The organism is Hydrogenophilus islandicus, from assembly GCF_054657095.1.
In genome coordinates this window covers 21,325-39,489 of the sequence record NZ_BAAHXE010000007.1, presented here as the reverse complement: position 1 = coordinate 39,489, position 18,165 = coordinate 21,325, and the positions used below count along the sequence as shown (strand labels likewise).

At 62.0% G+C, this 18,165-nt stretch carries 16 protein-coding genes and 1 CRISPR repeat array; of the genes, 7 read left to right on the top strand and 9 right to left on the bottom strand.

What is annotated here, in order from left to right:
- Positions 1-6: 6 nt before the first annotated feature.
- On the bottom strand, positions 7-771 hold the full coding sequence (fnr, locus tag ACYQ6T_RS03830; RefSeq protein WP_459827965.1) for a fumarate/nitrate reduction transcriptional regulator Fnr: 765 nt from the start codon (positions 769-771) through the stop codon (positions 7-9).
- Positions 772-883: 112 nt separating this feature from the next.
- Here fnr and hemN point away from each other — a divergent pair, with 112 nt between their 5' ends.
- From hemN to ACYQ6T_RS03795, 7 genes are all read left to right on the top strand, one after another.
- Entirely contained in the window at positions 884-2,278 is a 1,395-nt protein-coding gene (hemN, locus tag ACYQ6T_RS03825; RefSeq protein WP_459827856.1) for an oxygen-independent coproporphyrinogen III oxidase, read from the top strand.
- Positions 2,279-2,998 carry a sulfite exporter TauE/SafE family protein gene (locus tag ACYQ6T_RS03820; RefSeq protein WP_459827853.1) on the top strand — a complete coding sequence of 240 codons (720 nt, stop codon included), beginning with the start codon at positions 2,279-2,281 and terminating at the stop codon, positions 2,996-2,998.
- Between the two features lie 52 nt (positions 2,999-3,050).
- Complete coding sequence (gene ppa, locus ACYQ6T_RS03815; RefSeq protein WP_459827851.1) at positions 3,051-3,578, top strand: inorganic diphosphatase; 528 nt, start codon at positions 3,051-3,053, stop codon at positions 3,576-3,578.
- 58 nt (positions 3,579-3,636) lie between these two features.
- The gene (locus ACYQ6T_RS03810) at positions 3,637-5,271 is read left to right on the top strand and encodes an NAD+ synthase (protein WP_459827848.1); all 1,635 of its coding nucleotides are present in this window, start codon (positions 3,637-3,639) and stop codon (positions 5,269-5,271) included.
- Between the two features lie 9 nt (positions 5,272-5,280).
- Entirely contained in the window at positions 5,281-5,619 is a 339-nt protein-coding gene (locus ACYQ6T_RS03805; protein WP_459827845.1) for a P-II family nitrogen regulator, read from the top strand.
- 80 nt (positions 5,620-5,699) lie between these two features.
- Complete coding sequence (locus tag ACYQ6T_RS03800; protein ID WP_459827842.1) at positions 5,700-6,698, top strand: Rpn family recombination-promoting nuclease/putative transposase; 999 nt, start codon at positions 5,700-5,702, stop codon at positions 6,696-6,698.
- A gap of 204 nt (positions 6,699-6,902) precedes the next feature.
- Positions 6,903-7,268, top strand: a complete 366-nt coding sequence (locus ACYQ6T_RS03795) for a hypothetical protein (protein ID WP_459827840.1) — start codon at positions 6,903-6,905, stop codon at positions 7,266-7,268.
- 365 nt (positions 7,269-7,633) lie between these two features.
- Positions 7,634-9,617: direct repeats of the CRISPR family, unit length 29 nt; unit sequence CGGTTCATCCCCGCGCACGCGGGGAACAG.
- 49 nt (positions 9,618-9,666) lie between these two features.
- On the opposite strand, the gene cas2e is transcribed toward ACYQ6T_RS03795, so the two are convergent.
- The 8 genes from cas2e to cas3 are packed head-to-tail and all read right to left on the bottom strand — an operon-like array spanning position 9,667 to position 18,140.
- Positions 9,667-9,984, bottom strand: a complete 318-nt coding sequence (gene cas2e, locus ACYQ6T_RS03790; RefSeq protein WP_459827837.1) for a type I-E CRISPR-associated endoribonuclease Cas2e — start codon at positions 9,982-9,984, stop codon at positions 9,667-9,669.
- Positions 9,965-10,885: a type I-E CRISPR-associated endonuclease Cas1e gene (gene cas1e, locus ACYQ6T_RS03785; RefSeq protein WP_459827834.1), complete on the bottom strand. Its 921-nt coding sequence runs from the start codon at positions 10,883-10,885 to the stop codon at positions 9,965-9,967. The genes cas2e and cas1e overlap by 20 nt, the downstream gene beginning before the upstream one ends.
- Positions 10,886-10,891: 6 nt before the next feature.
- Positions 10,892-11,512: a type I-E CRISPR-associated protein Cas6/Cse3/CasE gene (cas6e, locus tag ACYQ6T_RS03780; RefSeq protein ID WP_459827831.1), complete on the bottom strand. Its 621-nt coding sequence runs from the start codon at positions 11,510-11,512 to the stop codon at positions 10,892-10,894.
- Positions 11,499-12,152, bottom strand: coding sequence for a type I-E CRISPR-associated protein Cas5/CasD (gene cas5e, locus ACYQ6T_RS03775; protein WP_459827828.1), 654 nt, complete (start codon positions 12,150-12,152; stop codon positions 11,499-11,501). The genes cas6e and cas5e overlap by 14 nt, the downstream gene beginning before the upstream one ends.
- Positions 12,153-12,154: 2 nt before the next feature.
- Positions 12,155-13,297 carry a type I-E CRISPR-associated protein Cas7/Cse4/CasC gene (gene cas7e / locus ACYQ6T_RS03770; protein WP_459827826.1) on the bottom strand — a complete coding sequence of 381 codons (1,143 nt, stop codon included), beginning with the start codon at positions 13,295-13,297 and terminating at the stop codon, positions 12,155-12,157.
- 12 nt (positions 13,298-13,309) lie between these two features.
- Entirely contained in the window at positions 13,310-13,867 is a 558-nt protein-coding gene (gene casB, locus ACYQ6T_RS03765; protein WP_459827823.1) for a type I-E CRISPR-associated protein Cse2/CasB, read from the bottom strand.
- Positions 13,864-15,459, bottom strand: a complete 1,596-nt coding sequence (gene casA, locus ACYQ6T_RS03760; protein ID WP_459827820.1) for a type I-E CRISPR-associated protein Cse1/CasA — start codon at positions 15,457-15,459, stop codon at positions 13,864-13,866. The genes casB and casA overlap by 4 nt, the downstream gene beginning before the upstream one ends.
- Positions 15,456-18,140 carry a CRISPR-associated helicase Cas3' gene (gene cas3, locus ACYQ6T_RS03755; RefSeq protein ID WP_459827818.1) on the bottom strand — a complete coding sequence of 895 codons (2,685 nt, stop codon included), beginning with the start codon at positions 18,138-18,140 and terminating at the stop codon, positions 15,456-15,458. Before cas3 ends, casA begins: the two co-directional genes overlap by 4 nt.
- Positions 18,141-18,165 lie beyond the last annotated feature (25 nt).

Below are 18,165 nucleotides of genomic sequence, written 5' to 3'. Positions count from 1 at the left end.
CGAGGGCTATGGGGCGACGTTGGGGGAGGAGGTCGGTTCGGTGGTTGGCTGAGCGGGGTAGAGGAGTTGGCGGAGCCGTTCGCGGTCGAGGAGCGTGATTTCCCGGCGCTCGACGTGAATGAGTCCCTCCTCTTGCAAAGCGTGGAGCGTCCGCGAGACGGTCTCGAGTTTCAGTCCCAAATAGGAGCCGATCTCCTCGCGCGTCATGCGCAGCCGGAACTGCGTGGGTGAGAAGCCGCGGGTGGCAAAGCGTTGCGAGAGGTTGAGGAGAAAAGCAGCGAGTCGCTCTTCGGCGCGCATCGATCCCAGCAAGGTCACCACCCCCTGCTCGCGTACGATTTCGCGCGAGAGGATTTTGTGAAACTGCGACATCAACGCGGGGATCTCTTGCGCGAGGCTTTCGAGCTGAGCATAATCGATGACGCAGACCTCGCTGTCTTCGAGCGCGATCGCGGTCACCGCGTGGCGGCCGCTCCCAATGCCGTCGAGCCCCAGGATCTCTCCCGTCATCTGGAAACCGGTAACCTGTTCACGGCCGTCCGAAAGGGTGAGGACGGTCTTGAACGATCCCAGCCGAACGGCGTAGAGGGCTTCGAATGGATGGTGGCTCTCAAAGAGGGTCTGATGGCGCTTGAGGCGCTTACGGACCGAAATTAGGTTGTCGAGTCTCTTGAGATCGTGCGTTGGGAGGCCAACCGGCAGGCAGAGTTCCACCAAGTTGCATTGGGTACAGGCGATGCGGAGCTTCTCGGGAAGCGCAAGCGGGCGCATGGTGCTCTCCGGGGGTTGGGGAAGATGACTGCTCATTGAGCTCGATCAAAGACAGCGTCGCTTTTTCGTGTCATAGTAACGGATTGTGTGCGAATCCGCAAGGAGTTTGGCTGTGGGCCATTTTTCGCAAGCGGTGGTATTCGACCCTGAATTGATTCGCCGGTTTGACATTGCGGGGCCGCGCTACACCTCCTACCCGACCGCCGATCGCTTTGTCGAGGCGTTTAGCCCGGATGCGTACGCGCAGGCGCTCGCGAGTCGTGAAGTGGGAGGCGCGCAGCGGCCGCTCTCGCTCTACTTCCATATCCCCTATTGCAACACGGTCTGCTACTACTGCGCGTGCAACAAGATCATTACCAAAGACCATTCGCGCTCGTCGCGCTACCTCGACTATCTCGAGCGGGAGATGGCGCTCGTTGATTCGCACCTCACTGGGAGCCGCACCGTGGCGCAGCTCCATTTCGGCGGCGGGACGCCGACATTTCTCAATGAAGCGGAGATGCGGCGGTTGTGGGAAGGGATCGGTCGTTACTTTACCCTGATTCCCGACGGGGAGTATTCGATTGAAGTCGATCCCCGCAAAGTGGGGCGGGAACAGGTCTTGCTCTTGCGCGAGCTGGGCTTCAACCGGATGAGCATCGGGGTGCAGGATTTCGATCCCGTGGTGCAGCAGGCGGTGAATCGGGTGCAGACGCGGGAGGAGACGGAGGCGGTCCTGAGTGCGGCGCGCGAGGCAGGTTTCCACTCGGTCAGTTTCGACCTGATCTACGGCTTGCCGCACCAAACCGTCGAGCGGTTCGAAGCGACGCTCGATGCGGTGATTGCGCTCGCGCCCGACCGCTTGTCACTCTACAGTTACGCCCACCTGCCGCGCCTTTTCATGCCCCAGCGGCGGATCGACGAGAAGATGCTGCCGCCGGCTGCAGAGAAGCTCGCGATCCTCAAGAGGGCGATCGAGCGGCTGACCGACGCCGGCTACGTCTATATCGGGATGGACCACTTCGCTAAACCAGAGGACGAGCTGGCGGTGGCGCAGCGCGAGGGGCGACTCCACCGCAACTTCCAGGGCTATTCGACCCACGCGGAGTGCGATCTGGTGGCGCTGGGGATCTCGTCGATCAGTAAGGTGGGACCCTACTACGCGCAAAACCACAAGAGCGAAGAGCCCTATTACGATGCGCTCGACCGCGGGGAGTTGCCGACGTTGCGCGGGGTGGCGATGAGTGCTGACGACGTGTTGCGCCGTTCGATCATCCAGGCGTTGATGTGCCACTTCGAGCTCTCGATCGACGCGGTGGAGGAGGCCAACCTGATCGATTTTCGCCGCTATTTCGCTGCGGAGTTGAAAGAGCTTGAGGAGATGGCCGCTTCAGGGTTGGTCGAGATCGGAGATCGCTGGATCACGGTCCTGCCGAAAGGGCGGCTCTTGGTGCGGGCGATCGCGATGGTCTTCGACCGCTACCTGCGTGCCGATCGCGAGCGGACGCGCTATTCGAAGGTGATCTAGATGGGGAGCGCCGGCGGTTATCTTGCGGTTTTCCTCATCGGGCTGCTCGGCGGGGTGCACTGCTTTGGGATGTGCGGCGGGATTGTGGGGGCGCTGACGCTGCAGACCGAGTCGCAGCAGGGATCGTTGGGGCGTGTTGCCCTTCAGGTTACCTATAACCTGGCGCGGATCACCACCTACACGGTGATGGGGGCGATTCTCGGGGGGCTCGGGGCGATTGCGACCGTGCTCGAGTCGGTGTTGCCGGTGCAGCTCACGCTCTACGTGGTGGCGAACCTCCTCCTCGTTGCGATGGGGCTCTATCTTTTGGGGCAGACGCAGTGGCTGGCGCCGGTTGAACGGGTCGGGCAGCGGTTGTGGGTGAGGGTGCAGCCGCTTTCGCGTCGGCTGTTACCGGTGCGGTCGCTCCCCCAGGCCGCGCTCTTGGGTGGCTTGTGGGGGTTCTTGCCGTGTGGCCTGGTCTATAGTGTGCTCGCCACAGCGCTGATGAGCGGGAGTGCACTCCGTGGGGCGTTGTTGATGGCGGCGTTCGGTTTGGGGACACTGCCGAACCTCCTTCTTGCTGGGTTGATGTTTCAACGCTTCCGCCGCTGGGTCCAGCACACGTGGGTGCGGTGGGGGGCGGGGGTCGTCGTGATCCTTTTTGGGTTGTGGGGTTTGTGGCGAGCGCCAGAACTTGGGGGGGCGATCTGGCAGGGGGTGGTGTGCCACACGCCCTGAGGGGAAAGGACGTATAATAGCCGCGATTCTTTGACCACGAGGGAGTGAAAAAATGGCCTTTGAACGCGTTTCCGCGGGGAAAGACGTCCCCAACGATGTGAACGTCATCATCGAGATTCCGGCCCAGGCCGACCCGATCAAATTCGAGATCGACAAAGAGAGCGACACCATTTTTGTCGATCGCTTCATGGGCACCTCGATGCGCTATCCCCTCAACTACGGCTATATCCCTCATACCTTGTCGGATGACGGTGACCCGGTCGATGTCCTGGTACTCACCCCATTTCCGGTCCCTCCGGGGGTGGTGATCCGCTGCCGGCCGGTCGGAATGCTCAAAATGGAGGACGAGAGTGGGGTGGATGCCAAAGTGATCGCGGTACCGGTGAGCAAATTGACCCCGCTCTACGATTCGATCCAGACGCTCGACGATTTTCCGAAGCTGATCCTCGAGCAGGTGAAGCACTTCTTCGAGCATTACAAAGATCTCGAACCCGGGAAGTGGGTGAAGGTGACCGGCTGGGGCGGGATCGAAGAGGCGAAGGCCGAGATCCTGAACGGCGTCAAGAACGCGGCGAAATGAGGCGTCCGCGCGAGAAAGAGGGTGGCGTGGTGAAGCCCCGTGCAGCGTTGGGGAGCACATGAGTCGGCGGCTGACCGTTGCTGTGGCGCAGATCGATCCGGTGGTGGGGGCGCTCGACGCCAACGTTGACCGGATCGTCGCGGCGGCGGAGGTGGCGGCAGAGCGTGGTGCCGATCTGTTGCTGACTCCTGAGTTGGCGCTCACCGGCTACCCCCCTGAGGACCTGCTGCTGCTGCCCGATTTTGCCCGCGCGGTGGAAGCGGCGTTGGAACAGCTCGTCGCGCGGTTACCCCGCGGTTTGGATGTGGTGGTGGGGTTGCCGCGCTGGCGCGACGGGCGCTGTGAAAACGGGGCGCTGTGGATTCGCGACGGCGAGGTGCGTGGCAGCTACGCGAAGCAGCGGCTGCCCAATGAGTCGGTCTTTGACGAGGCGCGCTACTTTGTTCCTGGGCGGGAACCCTTGGTGGTCTCCTGCCGTGGCGTTCGGGTCGCGGTGGTGATCTGCGAAGATCTGTGGCACCCCGATCCGCTGGCCCAAGCGCAGCAGGTCGGGTTCGATCTCGCGGTGGCGCTCAACGCCTCGCCCTTCCATTTAGGAAAAGGGGCGGAGCGGGAAGCGGTCGCCGCAGCCCGCGCCCGGGAGACTGGTCGGGCGGTACTTTACGTCAACTGTGTTGGCGGGCAGGACGAACTCCTCTTCGACGGCGGTTCGTTTGCCGTTGCGGCAAACGGCGAAGTGGTCTGGCGTGCTCCTCTCTTTCTCCCCGATCTCGCGTTCTTGACGTGGGAGGAGGGGGAGTGGCGTGCGCTCCCAGAGTCGGCCGCGGAACTCTGTGACGAGGATGTTCTCTTTCGTGCGCTCACCGTTGCGATCCGCGACTATGTGACCAAGAATGGCTTCCGGGGGGTAGTGGTGGGCCTCTCTGGGGGGATCGATTCGGCGGTGGTCGCGACCTTGGCGGTGGCGGCGCTCGGCGCGGAAGAGGTGCACACCGTGATGATGCCTTCCCCCTACACCGCGCCGATGAGCCTGGAGGATGCCGCGCAGCTCGCTCGCAACCTCGGGGTGCGTCACGACGTGGTGCCGATCGCCTCTGCGATGGCTACCTTCGGGACGCTCCTGGAACCAATCTTTGCCGGGCGTGCTCCCGACACCACCGAGGAGAACGTTCAGGCGCGCATCCGCGGGGTGATTCTCATGGCGATCTCCAACAAGATGGGGTCGCTGGTGCTCACCACGGGCAACAAAAGCGAGATCGCCACCGGTTATTGCACCCTCTATGGCGACATGGCCGGCGGCTTTGCCCCCTTGAAGGACCTCTACAAAACGCAGGTCTATCGTCTGGCGCGCTGGCTCAACCGCGACCGCGAGCTCATTCCGACGCGGATTCTGACCCGCCCCCCCTCGGCCGAGTTGCGTCCCAACCAGATCGACCAGGAGCGGTTGCCTCCTTACGAGGTCTTGGACGCGATTCTCGAGCGGTTCATCGAAGGGCGCGAGCCTGCAGACGCGATCGTCGCAGCGGGTTTTGCGCCGGAGAGAGTGGCGCTTGCGTTACAGCTTCTTTTCACGAGTGAATACAAACGGCAACAGGCGCCGTTGGGGCCGCGCCTCACCCGCTGCGCGTTCGGCCGCGATTGGCGGCTTCCGGTGACCTCGCGGTTTCGCCCCGTAATCGGTTCGCGTCGATAGGAGAAAAGGATGAAGAAAGTCGAAGCAGTCATCAAGCCGTTCAAGTTGGACGAAGTGCGCGAGGCGCTCTCGGAAGTGGGCGTCAATGGCCTGACGGTTACCGAAGTGAAGGGTTTCGGGCGGCAGAAGGGGCATACGGAGCTCTATCGCGGCGCCGAGTATGTAGTCGATTTTCTCCCCAAAGTGAAGGTCGAGGTGGTGGTCCCTGATGAGCTCGTCGACCAGGTGATCGACGCGATCGTCAAAGCGGCGCGCACCGGCAAGATCGGCGACGGGAAGATCTTTGTCACGCCGGTCGAGCAGGTGATCCGGATCCGCACGGGCGAGGTCAACGAAGCGGCGATTTAGGGGGTTCTCTTTCAACTGCTCAAGGGATCGCCCAGGATAGGGCGGCAGTCGAGAGCTAAGCTAATATCGCCGGTGTCCCGATGACCGACCACGACAGCGGCTACAAGCTCCTCTTCGCCCACCCCGAGATGGTGCGGGACTTGATCCTCGAGTTCGTTCCAGGCGACTGGCAGTCGCTCATCGACTTCTCGACGCTCGAGCGGATCAACGCAAGTTTCGTCTCCGACGAAGGCAAAGCACGGCACGACGACATGATCTGGCGAGTGGAGTTGGCGACGAAACCCCGTGAGACGCTCTACCTCTACCTGCTCTTCGAATTCCAGTCGAAGCCCGACCACTGGATGGCGTTGCGGCTCTTGGTCTACATCGGGCTCTTCTACCAGGAGCTGATCCGGCAGAACCGCCACCTTCGGCGCTTGCCGCCAGTGCTGCCGATCGTGCTCTACAATGGCGAACACCGGTGGCACGCGGCGACCGAATTCTCGGCGTTGATCGATCTGGCAACGCCCGAAGTGTTGCGCGGCTACCTGCCGGAACTTCGTTACGTCCTCATTGACGAAGGGCGGTATGATCCCGCGGAGCTCGCCCACCGCCAAAATCTCGCCGCGGCGCTCTTTCGGCTAGAATTAGCGCGTACGCCTGACGAGATTCGGGAGGTGGTGCGTGCGCTCGTCGCGTGGCTCGACGCCCCTGAGCAGCAGGAGTTGCGCCGCACCCTCACCAAGTGGCTGCTCCGCTTGATGCGTCGCAGAGTCACCCAAACCGAGATTCCCGAGGTTCAAGATCTTTTGGAGGTCGATACCATGCTTGCGGAAAGGATGAAGCGCTGGACGAGAGAGTGGAAGCAAGAGGGATTTAGGGAAGGAATCGAGCTAGGAATCCAGCAAGGCGAGCTTCTGTGGAAACGAGTCCAAACCGCATCGAACCTCCGCCGGCTCCTTGCCAAGCGTTTTGGGCCGATTCCTACCGAAATCGAGCTGCGCATCTCGGCAGCCTCCCTTGAGGAGCTCGAGTCGTGGCTCGACCGCATCCTCGACGCCCCGACGCTCGACGCGGTTTTTGAGCAGCAGGGTGAGTGATCCAAGCTTCCTTCGAAGGTGCGCAGATTTTCCTGTTTGACGTTTGTGACAGCCCGATATGGGCTATCGCATTGGGAATCGTCGTCAAAAAGACCTGGTGCTTGTGTTCGGCACACCCTCGCAGGACGCCTTTAGCCGGCTGTTCCGTTGTTGATGTGATTGCCCGGTGAGAGAGATCACCAAAAAAGAGATCAGGAAATGGCGGTGGATGTGAAAACATTGCGGTTATCTCAGCACCCAAAGAACGATTCATTCCTTGGGTTTTACGAGGTGATCACCCGCGACGACTGGCAGGAGTTCGAGTGGGACCTGGACTACACGTTGCACATGCGCTCGGTCTATGCCTTTGCCGATGAGCTTGGGTTGCTCAACGAGACGCAGCGGGCGGAGCTGGCGGAGATCGATGCCTTTTTCCGCGCGCACCCGAAGGAGTTCGACCGGGCATTTGGCGAAATTATCGCGCGCGCCGATCTCACGACGACGCTTGCCGAATGGGTGCGGGATGAAAACGGCCGCCCGGTGCCCGTGCCGCCGTCGCATTGGTGGTGGCGGACGTCGGATCGGTGGTGATTCTTCCCCGCGCACGCGGGGAACAGGACAGTACACTCCTGCGTCGAGAGGGAGAAGCTTTTATACGCTGCCGTTGCCGCGCGGGTAGCACAAGCGGATGAGAAGGGGTGGAAAGAGTGGCTGAAGTCGCTTAGCGTTTGAAGATGAGCAGCAAAGCGACAGCCGCCCACACTGCTGCGGTGAAGAAGTCCAAGTACAGCAGTGAAATGACTACGGCGAGGGAACAGAAGATAACGGCGAAGGTCCGCATTGTATGAGCATACAGTCTCCCGGTCTGGAAATCAAGCTCACGCTTGACAACAAGGAGATGATCGGTCGTCTGACCGCGTCTCGGGAGCAGTTGCGCGCTTTCGCTGCTGAGATGAAGGTTCATCCCCGCGCACGCGGGGAACAGGCTTGGCAACATCGCGGCCCTTCGCTTTGAATACGGTTCATCCCCGCGCACGCGGGGAACAGGAGGGTCGCAGGTTCGAATCCTGCTGGGCGCGCGGTTCATCCCCGCGCACGCGGGGAACAGGAAGCTGGCGTTGAAACCTACCGCGTCATAGACGGTTCATCCCCGCGCACGCGGGGAACAGCCCTTCCCGAGCGTTGGTTATATCCACGGCGGCGGTTCATCCCCGCGCACGCGGGGAACAGGTCGTACCCCTCAGGGAGCACGTCATAGGTGCCGGTTCATCCCCGCGCACGCGGGGAACAGGTAATGCGCGCAGCAGCGACCGCAGAAGAGCACGGTTCATCCCCGCGCACGCGGGGAACAGATCTTGGCCTGGAGGTTCGAGAACGCCTGCGCCGGTTCATCCCCGCGCACGCGGGGAACAGGCGACCACGATCTCCATCGGCAGCTCATCGAGCGGTTCATCCCCGCGCACGCGGGGAACAGGGGTATTGATCTGTGGCGGGGCGCACATCAACCGGTTCATCCCCGCGCACGCGGGGAACAGGTATCGAGGAATGTTTCGCTCATGCCGCACGCCGGTTCATCCCCGCGCACGCGGGGAACAGGTTCGCACACGAGCAGCCGCGCGAACGTATCCGCGGTTCATCCCCGCGCACGCGGGGAACAGTTCTGACCTTCGGCTGCGCCTCAACGCCGTCCGGTTCATCCCCGCGCACGCGGGGAACAGGTATCCGGTATGAGGACCGGTGCGGAAGACGATGGTTCATCCCCGCGCACGCGGGGAACAGTGCTGCTCCCGCTGCTCCTGCTGCTCCCGCTGCGGTTCATCCCCGCGCACGCGGGGAACAGGCGGCGCATTAGCGGGAACGTTCAGCACGTTGACGGTTCATCCCCGCGCACGCGGGGAACAGTGGTCTGCGATGCGCACCGTCGCTACGTCGGTACGGTTCATCCCCGCGCACGCGGGGAACAGAACAATTCAGCACCCAGATGGCACCACTACGGGTTCATCCCCGCGCACGCGGGGAACAGAATGAAACTAGGACCGACCCAGTCGATTACACCGGTTCATCCCCGCGCACGCGGGGAACAGGGATTACGGCTAGTCATGAATTCTTGTTTGGATGGTTCATCCCCGCGCACGCGGGGAACAGCTCTCCGGCTCGGTTCATATTTCCGTTATTCTCGGTTCATCCCCGCGCACGCGGGGAACAGGCAAACCAACCGTTTTGAGCGTTCTTCGTCTCCGGTTCATCCCCGCGCACGCGGGGAACAGGCCATCCACCTCTGGTTCGATTGTGACGATAACGGTTCATCCCCGCGCACGCGGGGAACAGGGTTGGTTTCGTCTTTACGCAGGGTATTGCCACGGTTCATCCCCGCGCACGCGGGGAACAGGTTGCCGTGATGCGTGAGCGGCGTATGACCGTCCGGTTCATCCCCGCGCACGCGGGGAACAGCGGTTTACAACAGCCCTTGGCAAGACTGCCGTCGGTTCATCCCCGCGCACGCGGGGAACAGGGTAATCGATGCAACCAAACCACACCAAATCGCGGTTCATCCCCGCGCACGCGGGGAACAGGAAAATCGCAATCAGGTGGTGGAGAAGGGCATCGGTTCATCCCCGCGCACGCGGGGAACAGTTGCCTGGTTACGGGCCAGGTCAAAACGAATACGGTTCATCCCCGCGCACGCGGGGAACAGAAAGTACGGATGGATGTGGTCGATCCTGAAGTGCGGTTCATCCCCGCGCACGCGGGGAACAGGTTTTTCAGTAAATCAAGACCCGTCAAGCGATCGGTTCATCCCCGCGCACGCGGGGAACAGGCGATCGGGGTTCGGTTCGGTGCGTTTTTCGACGGTTCATCCCCGCGCACGCGGGGAACAGATATTACGGCAGACAAATATATGCCTGCAATGCGGTTCATCCCCGCGCACGCGGGGAACAGTCTTACTGCAGAATCCTGTTTTTAAAGATCATTTTTTGGGTTCTAAAATCTACGCGTTGTCGCTACAGGAATCTACCTGATCTTCTGACTCAGGTGGCAGGAAAGAGACCAACTTGACACCGTCGAGCTCAACAGGCACGCGCCTGTTGGATCCTAGGGTGATGAAATCGAACCCCGCTTCGTTGTTGGTGCGCCAGATCATCACCGCGTTTCCATCTTCGATACCTGCCTCGACATGGCTCCAGATGTGTTCGCGCAACCTGGCCGAATAGTTGCCCACGTAGACACCTGCGCGAATTTCCAGCAACCACAGGGCAAGCCGGCCGCGCAGGCGGGGCGGCGCGTTCTCAACCACGATGACCAACATCACCAAGTACCTCTCGCTCGGGGATCGCAGGTTCCACTTGTTCCGGTGCGGGTGCCGGGGGCTCAATACCGCTGGCGGACAAGACGTCCTCGATGCTCGGGATGATGCGCTCCAACAGGCGGGTTTTGCGAAAAATATCGCGGCAACGTAACCTGACTTCCCGTTCCGGATCGGCTACTCGCTTGGCCGCAACCTGGAAAGCAACGGGCACGACCGTTTCGAATTTGTAGAGATCAGCGATGTCATAAACGAACGAAAGCGGTTTCCCCGTATGGATAAAGCCCACCGCCGGCGCATAGCCCGCCGCCAGCACCGCAGCCTCGGTTACACCGTAGAGGCAGGCAGTGGCCGCAGAGAGACAGCGGTTGGGCAAGTCGCTTGCGTCCCACTCCTCGACATCGTAGTTACGCCCCCGCCACTCCACGCCGTACTGCTGGGCCAAGCGTTTGTACATTTCCCGCACCCGAGCGCCTTCGATGCCGCGCAACTGCTCCACGGAGCGGCGCTGGGGCGGTTCTTCGCCGAAACGCAAGGCGTACATGCGGCGCACCACTTTCAGACGCAGGTCGTCATCCAGTGCCAACTTGGCCTGATAGAGCAGACGGTCGGATCGGGCGCCACCCGGTTGTCCGGCGGAATAGAGACGGACACCGGCTTCGCCGATCCACACGAGCAGGGTTCCCACTTTGGCGGCAAGCGCACAGGCGGCGTGGGAGACCCGCGTGCCAGGTTCCAGCATGAGGCAGGCGACTCCTCCCAACGGAATATGGGTGCGCACTCCGTTTTTGTCCACCACCACGAATGCGCCATCAAGCACGTCGAGGTTACCGCGTTCGATGTAAAGTATCGACAGACGTTCCTTGATGGGGATGGGGCGTAAAGGGGGAAGGAGACCGTTCACGGCCAGTCACTCCTTGACCCGCGCCAAGGACAAGAGGCCAAGGCCAAAGGCCTTGCCGTGCCCCAGGCCATTGCGTACGCCCAGACGCAAGGCGTCCGCCGACTCGACTTGCAGCAACCCTTCGAACAAAACGGTATGAAGCGTGATGCGATGGCCGGTTCGGCTTTGGCGAACCTGCAAACGCCCCTCGGCGAGACGGACGCAACCGAGCACGGAAAAGCCGTAACGTTCGCCTTGGCGGGTAAGCCACGCCTTCTGGGCCTCTTCGCCCGTGAGGCCGTAGCGTTTGCCCAGGCGGGTGACGGTGGGGTTGGCGAGCAGCCGAAAACGGTAACGCGCGCTGGGTTGGATAAAAGTTTGCAGATCAAATGCCTTGTTGCCCTCGATGTGGTAGGCCGGATTCGCATTCAGAAAGGACCAGTCCGCCGGCTGTTCCGATTGCACCAGCACGACCGTCGATGGCCGGTAATCGGTTCGTGGTTCCAGACGCCAGAGAAACTGGGCCGGCGGGGTCTGCTCATCGGGAGCAAAGGCGCGCGCAAGGGTGCGATGCATTTCGTAGGCGTCGGCGAGGTCGCGTCGCGCCTTGGGATCGCGAGGGTCGAGTGTCAGCTTAGAGAGGAACATCGACGGCCTCCGAGACGATGTAGCGCGGGCCGAAGCGGCGCTGGGAGAAGGGGGCAACCGGCTGATCCATGCGCATCGCCCCTGAACGGGGGTCTTCGAGAACCAGCCGCAGGGGTCTTTGTTCGTCCGCTTTTTTTCGGGGTTTGGCAATGCGCGGCCAGGCGAGCAAGGCACTTTTCAGGTCTTGCTCCAGAATCGCGTTTGCTAGCCAGACCGGTTCGCCCGGCGGAAAACTCTTGCGTCCGAGAAAAAGCGGCCAGACCGGGGCACGCAGGGCAGCGTGGATGTGCTCCAGAAGTTGGCGGTCATCCCCTTCCAGCCCTACCAGGAAGGCGGCGTCGGCCAGGTAGTAACGGGGACTGACGACGGTGCGTTCCCAATTGACTTTCCCGTCAGCGGAGAGGAGACCTGTCGCGGTTTGGTAATCCCGCATCAACACCCCTTCACGGTCGACGCGTACCCCCATCCTGAGGCGTGCCAGATCATCCACCGGCTCGGTGCGATCACGCCCCAGGGCGGCGCAGATGAGGCCGATGACGCCCGATTTGGAGGGTTCAAGCTGGCTGTCCCGTTCGTCGAAGCGGCTCGTGGTGCCCCAAGACTGCATGGGGCCGGAGAGCCGCAGCAATAGCGTTGGCATGGTCAGGCCCCCAGCTCGGCTCGCACTTTCGTTTCCACCCAGGCCGCCAAGGCGTCGAGGCTCGCTTGCGCTTCCCCCTTGTCACGGGGCCAGCTGCCGGTAAGGTCGAGATAGGCCCATTGGTCCTTGCCGTCACCATAGATGCCAGACACTTGTGCATCGTAGGCCGCAAGTTTCGCAACAGAAAGGGCCGTGATGGCTTCGTCTTTTTTCGGCCAGACAGGCTTTTCAAAGGCGTTGGCGAGGTTGAAGGGGCTCGTGTGGCGCAGCACCACGCCTATGAAACTCGGCGGGTTGTGGGCGGCGAAGGTGTTCTGTTTGCCCGTAGGAATGGCTCGCGCCATCGCTTGTGTGAAGGCTTTGATGGTTGTGAGGGCCAGTTCCCGATCTTCCTGCAGGTTGCCAACCAGCTTCGCCACATCGATTACGGCGTAGCGGTAGAAGGTGGCGGAGTTGAACTCGACCAGGCCGATCATGCCGGCACCGCTTTCGTCCTCATCGCCCATATCGTCCACAGCGGTGAAGTAGTCGAACTCACGCTCCACGCGGTGTGTGGAAATGGCATGGGCCACCTGGCAAGCAGCATCCTGGTTCACGCCAGGCTCATCCGCCAACATGCGCCCAAAGAGCGCCACATCCACCGCCTTCTGGCCGTTCAACAGGGCCTTGGCTTCCTTGACCACTTCCGCAGGCAACGCACCCTTGGCCTCCTTCTTCGTTTTCTTTTCGTTAGCAACAGGCAGATCGCCCAAGACATCCCAGTGTTTGTGGATCAACTGAGCCAGAGCCTCGATCTCGCCTCGGCCGAGGAAGAGCAGATACTCGGTCTTGCCATCGTCTTTGACCTTGAGCCCTGCCGCCGCAAGAGCCGCCTCGATTCGGCCACCGGCGTCCGTGCGACCGAGCTCGGCAAGTTTCGCCTCCAGCAGTTGTTTCAACTTCTTGGTCCGCACGCCCTGGTTTTCGCTGGGAATCAAGGCGGCGTTCGCTGCGTTGCGACGGATCGCCCGCTTGAAACATTGACTGCTCACCCGTGCCCGGCGATAGCCGCCAAAGAGCGCATCCTTGGGGGCACCGGTATCGTCGCGGTTGAGGTTGGACGGGGCGAAGTTCTGGATCAGGTGAAATTCGACAAACAGGCTCATGTTGTTCTCCTATCAAAGTTCGAGTTCGGGTTCGGTGGTCAGCAGGGCGGCATCTGCGCCATCGGCGGCCTCAAAGGCGCGGTAGAAATCCCGCGCCCAGCGTTGGCGCACCCGGTCCCGGGCTTCCAGATTCCATGGGTCGAGCAGTCGCGTCAGATCAGCAAGCAGTTGGGCGTAATCGCAACCTACGCCATCGGCGGCGAGCAAGGAAACACACTGGCGCAAGAGGGTCGGCAGGCTTTCTGCTTCCGCACTCAACAAGGCGATGAAGCGTTCCTCGATGCTTCCGCTTTGGTGGTTACGTCCCACCCGGCCCAAAGCCGCAGCCAAGCTGCTGCCCTCCTGGTGCAGCGGATGGAGGGCGAACAAACCCGCTGTCAGGTACATGGCCAGGCGGTGTGGATCTTCGGCGTGACATTCAGCGCCTACGAAACGTTCGACGTAAGGATAGGCCTGGGGATAGGCTCCAGGGTCGAAGGCCAGGCTGCGCTTGAGGTGGGCTAAGGCGGCGCGATCTCGATCCTGGAGACCGATCAGGTAGGCGATGAAGGATGCAGCATGGTCGCTCATGCAGAGACCTCCTCTGGTTTGGGTAAAGGCGCGGCAGTTGGATCAGGGGGAACGAGGGTTTTCAACAGAACATCGAATCGAGGCCTAGTTTTGGCCTCGGCGCGCAGGACGGCGGCGGAGTCACCCAGACTCTTCCGGGTTGCCGCCCAAGACGCTTCGGCGGCTTCAGCCAGGGCAGCCTTCCACGCCCGCTCGGCAGGATCGAAATCGCACGCCGCAGCCTGCTGCATGAGCTTGGGCAGGGCGCGCTCGGCGGCGGAGAAGAAGGATGCGGCGGCGGGGCTGGCCTTCAGGATGGATTTGGCACGTGCTTTGGTGTCTTTGTGATCGGCATCCGGCATTGTTTGGGCAATCATGTCGATGAGCAGATTACGCAGGCAACTATCGAAAAACGCTTCGGCGAAACGAATCTGGTGGCGCAGGAATTCCGCTGCATCGGCTTGCATCAACAAGACTTCAGGCATTTCGATGTGCTCCATTCGCCAACGAAGGAGTTTCGCCTGATCACTCGCCACGCCGGCCGTGAGGACATGTATAAAGGCATCCCACTGCCCAAGGGCCTCGTAGAGGGTGGCTGCATACCCCAGGATGGCAGGCGGGATATCGGTGGATCGGCTGGGGTCGGGCAGTAGCGACGGCAGGTCGCGCCAGATGGCGCGCCCCGCGGCAAACGAGATGCGAATGGCCTTCCCGTCCTTGTTGATCCGGTAACAGACCATAGGGTCGGGGGCGTTGGGGTCGTCTTCCAGCGCCAGGCCCGCTGCAAAACGCAAACGGCTCACTCCCAGCAGGTTTCCGTTAGCATCCACATGCGGCTCCAGGAGCACGGCGCGGGTCAGGCGGGTATAGCGGTCATTTGTTCCCGACGCCACGGTCGGAACAGCGCGCAACCGATCGATGGTGGGCTGCGGTCGTTCCCAGTTCGGCAGATCATCATCGGCAAGACGGTCGTCGAAGGGGTGCAGGCCAAGCAGCAAGGTTTCGGAGAAGTCTGCACCGATCGGCACGACCGCAGCGCTGTTTGCCAATGGACCACCGTTGTCTGAGGTCCGTATCGTTTTGACTAGCCCCCCTGGTGTGAACTGAAGAAAACCCAAGAGGTTGCGACACGCCTGGGCTGGCGAGATCGAGGCAGGTGCATCATCCTGCGAATGATCGAAGAGAACGGGCGTGCTTCCGTTTGCCTTTTCAAGCGTGATCTGGGTAATGGGCTTGAACTTTTCCCGGGTTTCAGCAGCTGTGGCCAATGCCGCCACCTGCATGAAAGGCTCCTTAGGGTGGAAGAGCCAGAAGCGTTCGCGCCACTTCTCCAGATAAGAGCGGATCGGTGCCTCGGGCAAACCGTCGCGGAACCAGCGGGCGCGATCCGCATCGCGCCATCGCCCATACTGGGTGGTGAGCGCACGATGCAACACCGCCAGCAACAAGCGGTAGAGCGCAACGAGGTTGGGGGGCGAGGTTTCCGCGAGCGCGGCATAGTCCCGGGCCTTCATGAGGACATCGGTCAGGCTGACTTCGACGACGTCACCGGCATGAGTGCGGACCGGTATCCAGGCCTCGTCGAGGAGGTTAAAGGCTGTGGTCTCCGTCATCTCTCCTCCTTGGTCGCAGTTTCGTAAATGATGCCAAGCTCGGGGTCTAACCGCACCCGCAGGCGGCCCAGATCGGCCACACCGTCTTTCCCGAATCGCAGCGGACGCAAGTTGCGCAGCAGCGGGTGCGATTCGAACCCCTTGGGGAGCGGTTGGGCGAGGATTGCCTGGATGAGCTCCTTGCGCGAGAGCCGCACCTGACGGCGGTAGATGCGCCTCGCAAGCGTGTCGTCGATCGCCAAATTGGGGTCGATAGGGGCATCCCCGGCGAAAAGCCGCCAGCCGTCGGCCTCTTCGATCACGGGGACCACCGTGACCCCCTCATCCCCCAGGCGAGTGACTGCCCTCAAGCCTTCAAAGCCCTCTCCTTCTTCGTTTGCCCGCGGTTTATCATAGGCATTCTGCACTTCGGCCTCGGCATTGATGGTTGCGTTGATGGCGCGCTGTTTCTGGTCTTGGATGGCGGCGCGAGACTTGCCGTAGGCCGCATCGATCGTCGCGATCGGCTTGTCGTCGAGATCGTCCGCCCATTGTAGTAGATCGTCACTGCCATAGACCGCTTGCACCAGCCGGTCGATGTCGTGCGGCAGATGCCAGCGACTCTCGTTGCGCACGATCGCCCAGGTGCGATAGAGGAGATAGGGGTCATAGACGAAGCCCCAGGCGGTTTTCTCGAGTTCCGGCAGACGGTCGCGCTGCAAACCGGCCACCCGCAGCCGCGGGACAGTGTGGGCCGTGGGGCGTTGCCGCTCGTGGCGGTGGAGCCGTCCGGCTCGTTGCAGCAAGAGGTCGACAGGGGCAAGGTCGGTGATCATCCAGTCGAAGTCGATGTCGAGGCTCTGTTCGACCACCTGGGTGGCGATGAGGAGCGCACGGGTTGGTCGCTGGACGTGGTGACCGCGGCCAAAGGTGGCGAGGACGCGCTTTTCCCGGTCGCTCCGTTCATCCGCAGGGTAGCGGGCATGAAAGAGCAGCAGCTGCGCTTCGCTCCCATAGGTCTTGGGCATCTTGTCCTTGAGGAGGGAATAGAGGTCTTGGGCGCGTTGAACGGTGTTGACGATGACCACACCACAGCCTCCGTCCGCGAGGGCAGCTATGGCTTCCTCGGCGATGGCCTCCAGACTTTCGGGTATCGCATTCACTTCGATCGGGGGAAGGGCACGGCACGCAACCGTTTCGCCCCGCACACCTTGAGCATCGACAATCTGCACTCGGGGGTAAGCGATCTCTGGCGCATCTTTTGCGCCCCACGCCTTGAGAAACTCGCGACGACGATGGGCCGGGAGGGTGGCGCTCATCAGCACCACCGAGCAGTGCATCCCTTTGAGCCAATGCAGTAGCGCTTCGATCAGGCCGCCGGTGTAGGTGTCGTAGGCGTGGATTTCGTCCAGCACCACCACTCGGTTCGCGAGGCCCCAGAGACGCACGAAGTGGTGTTTGACATGGAGGGTGGCCAACATGATCTGATCGACGGTGCCCACGCCATAGGGCGAGAGCAAGGCGCGCTTGCCCTGGGCGAACCAGGCGGAGGAGGCAATGGAATCGCTCTCGTCGGCATTCACCCCACGCAGTCGGTGGACCCGCTCATCCAGCACCGCGCCCCCGTGGACGAGCTGAATGTCGAGGCGAATCTCCGGCGAGAAGCTGCGCAGGAAGGTCAAGGCACGGTCGAACATGGCGTTGCCGGTGGCTTGGGTGGGCAAGGCCACATAGAGGCCGCGGTGACCGTAGGCGGCCTGAAGCCGCAGGTGGGCAAGAAACGCCAGTTCCGTCTTGCCTTCGCCCATGGGGGCTTCGACGATCATCAGGACCGGGCCGTCGGCATCGCGCAAGAGACGATCCGCCGCCTGTTGCAGGGGGCGCGCCGCGATGGGGTCTGGGCGCCCCAGGATGCGCCCGATCAGTTCATCGCTTCCTGCCTCTTTTGCCAGCAAGGGCCTGAAGCCCGGCCAGCCGATTGCGTCCAGCGCCTCTTCGGCAAGTTCAAGGGACGCAGCGTGATGCTCGGCCAGGGTCTCGCCCCGTTCCCCCGGGGGAAACCACTCCTGGTTGGAACCAATCCAGTCGGCTACACTGGTGAGCCCGGCGAGCCACGCGGCGGCGGGAAGCGAAACTTCGGTGCAGGCGGGCGATTCATCCGGTAGCAACGTCGTCAGATACGCCTCGAGCAGCTGCGCTCGGGCCTCACTCCACTCCCGTCCTTCGCCGATTGGCTTGGCCTCTCGCACCTCCGTTAGACGCGGGAAGTAACCGTGGTGGGCGCCCAAGGCCAGGGAGACAGCCGATATCCAGGGCGAGCCGGGAAAATGGCGGGCAAGGTCGGACCGCAACAAGGCAGCGCTGGCCAGATCATGGCGTGTGGCATTCAAGGCTACGTGGGGGAACCTAAGTCCTGCCGTCTCGTCGGCTTGTTGGCCTTGCAGCCACTTCGCCTGAAAGCCGGGGATCGCTTTGCCAAAATCGTGCAACCCACAGAGGGCGCCCATCCAGCGCGGCACCGATTCTTGCGATAGACTGAAAACCTTTGCCACCCAGGCTTTTGTTTGGGGTGACTCCCGCTTCAGGATCACCTCCGCGACGGCCGCGACATCCAACATGTGAGCCAGGAGCCCGTGACCGCATGGCTCGCCGCTTTTTGCCCACAAGGCGCGCGCTGCAGGCGGAAGGTCGGAGAATCTCATTTGCCGTTTCCGCTCTCCTCTGGTG

Bases quoted from the DNA above. Each gene is read 5' to 3' on its own strand.
- cas2e (WP_459827837.1), bottom strand. From the start codon at position 9,984: ATGTTGGTCATCGTGGTTGAGAACGCGCCGCCCCGCCTGCGCGGCCGG.
- cas3 (WP_459827818.1), bottom strand. From the start codon at position 18,140: ATGAGATTCTCCGACCTTCCGCCTGCAGCGCGCGCCTTGTGGGCAAAA.
- ppa (WP_459827851.1), top strand. From the start codon at position 3,051: ATGGCCTTTGAACGCGTTTCCGCGGGGAAAGACGTCCCCAACGATGTG.
- casA (WP_459827820.1), bottom strand. From the start codon at position 15,459: ATGACGGAGACCACAGCCTTTAACCTCCTCGACGAGGCCTGGATACCG.
- casB (WP_459827823.1), bottom strand. From the start codon at position 13,867: ATGAGCGACCATGCTGCATCCTTCATCGCCTACCTGATCGGTCTCCAG.
- cas7e (WP_459827826.1), bottom strand. From the start codon at position 13,297: ATGAGCCTGTTTGTCGAATTTCACCTGATCCAGAACTTCGCCCCGTCC.
- fnr (WP_459827965.1), bottom strand. From the start codon at position 771: ATGCGCCCGCTTGCGCTTCCCGAGAAGCTCCGCATCGCCTGTACCCAA.
- ACYQ6T_RS03805 (WP_459827845.1), top strand. From the start codon at position 5,281: ATGAAGAAAGTCGAAGCAGTCATCAAGCCGTTCAAGTTGGACGAAGTG.
- cas5e (WP_459827828.1), bottom strand. From the start codon at position 12,152: ATGCCAACGCTATTGCTGCGGCTCTCCGGCCCCATGCAGTCTTGGGGC.
- ACYQ6T_RS03820 (WP_459827853.1), top strand. From the start codon at position 2,279: ATGGGGAGCGCCGGCGGTTATCTTGCGGTTTTCCTCATCGGGCTGCTC.
- ACYQ6T_RS03810 (WP_459827848.1), top strand. From the start codon at position 3,637: ATGAGTCGGCGGCTGACCGTTGCTGTGGCGCAGATCGATCCGGTGGTG.
- cas6e (WP_459827831.1), bottom strand. From the start codon at position 11,512: ATGTTCCTCTCTAAGCTGACACTCGACCCTCGCGATCCCAAGGCGCGA.
- ACYQ6T_RS03800 (WP_459827842.1), top strand. From the start codon at position 5,700: ATGACCGACCACGACAGCGGCTACAAGCTCCTCTTCGCCCACCCCGAG.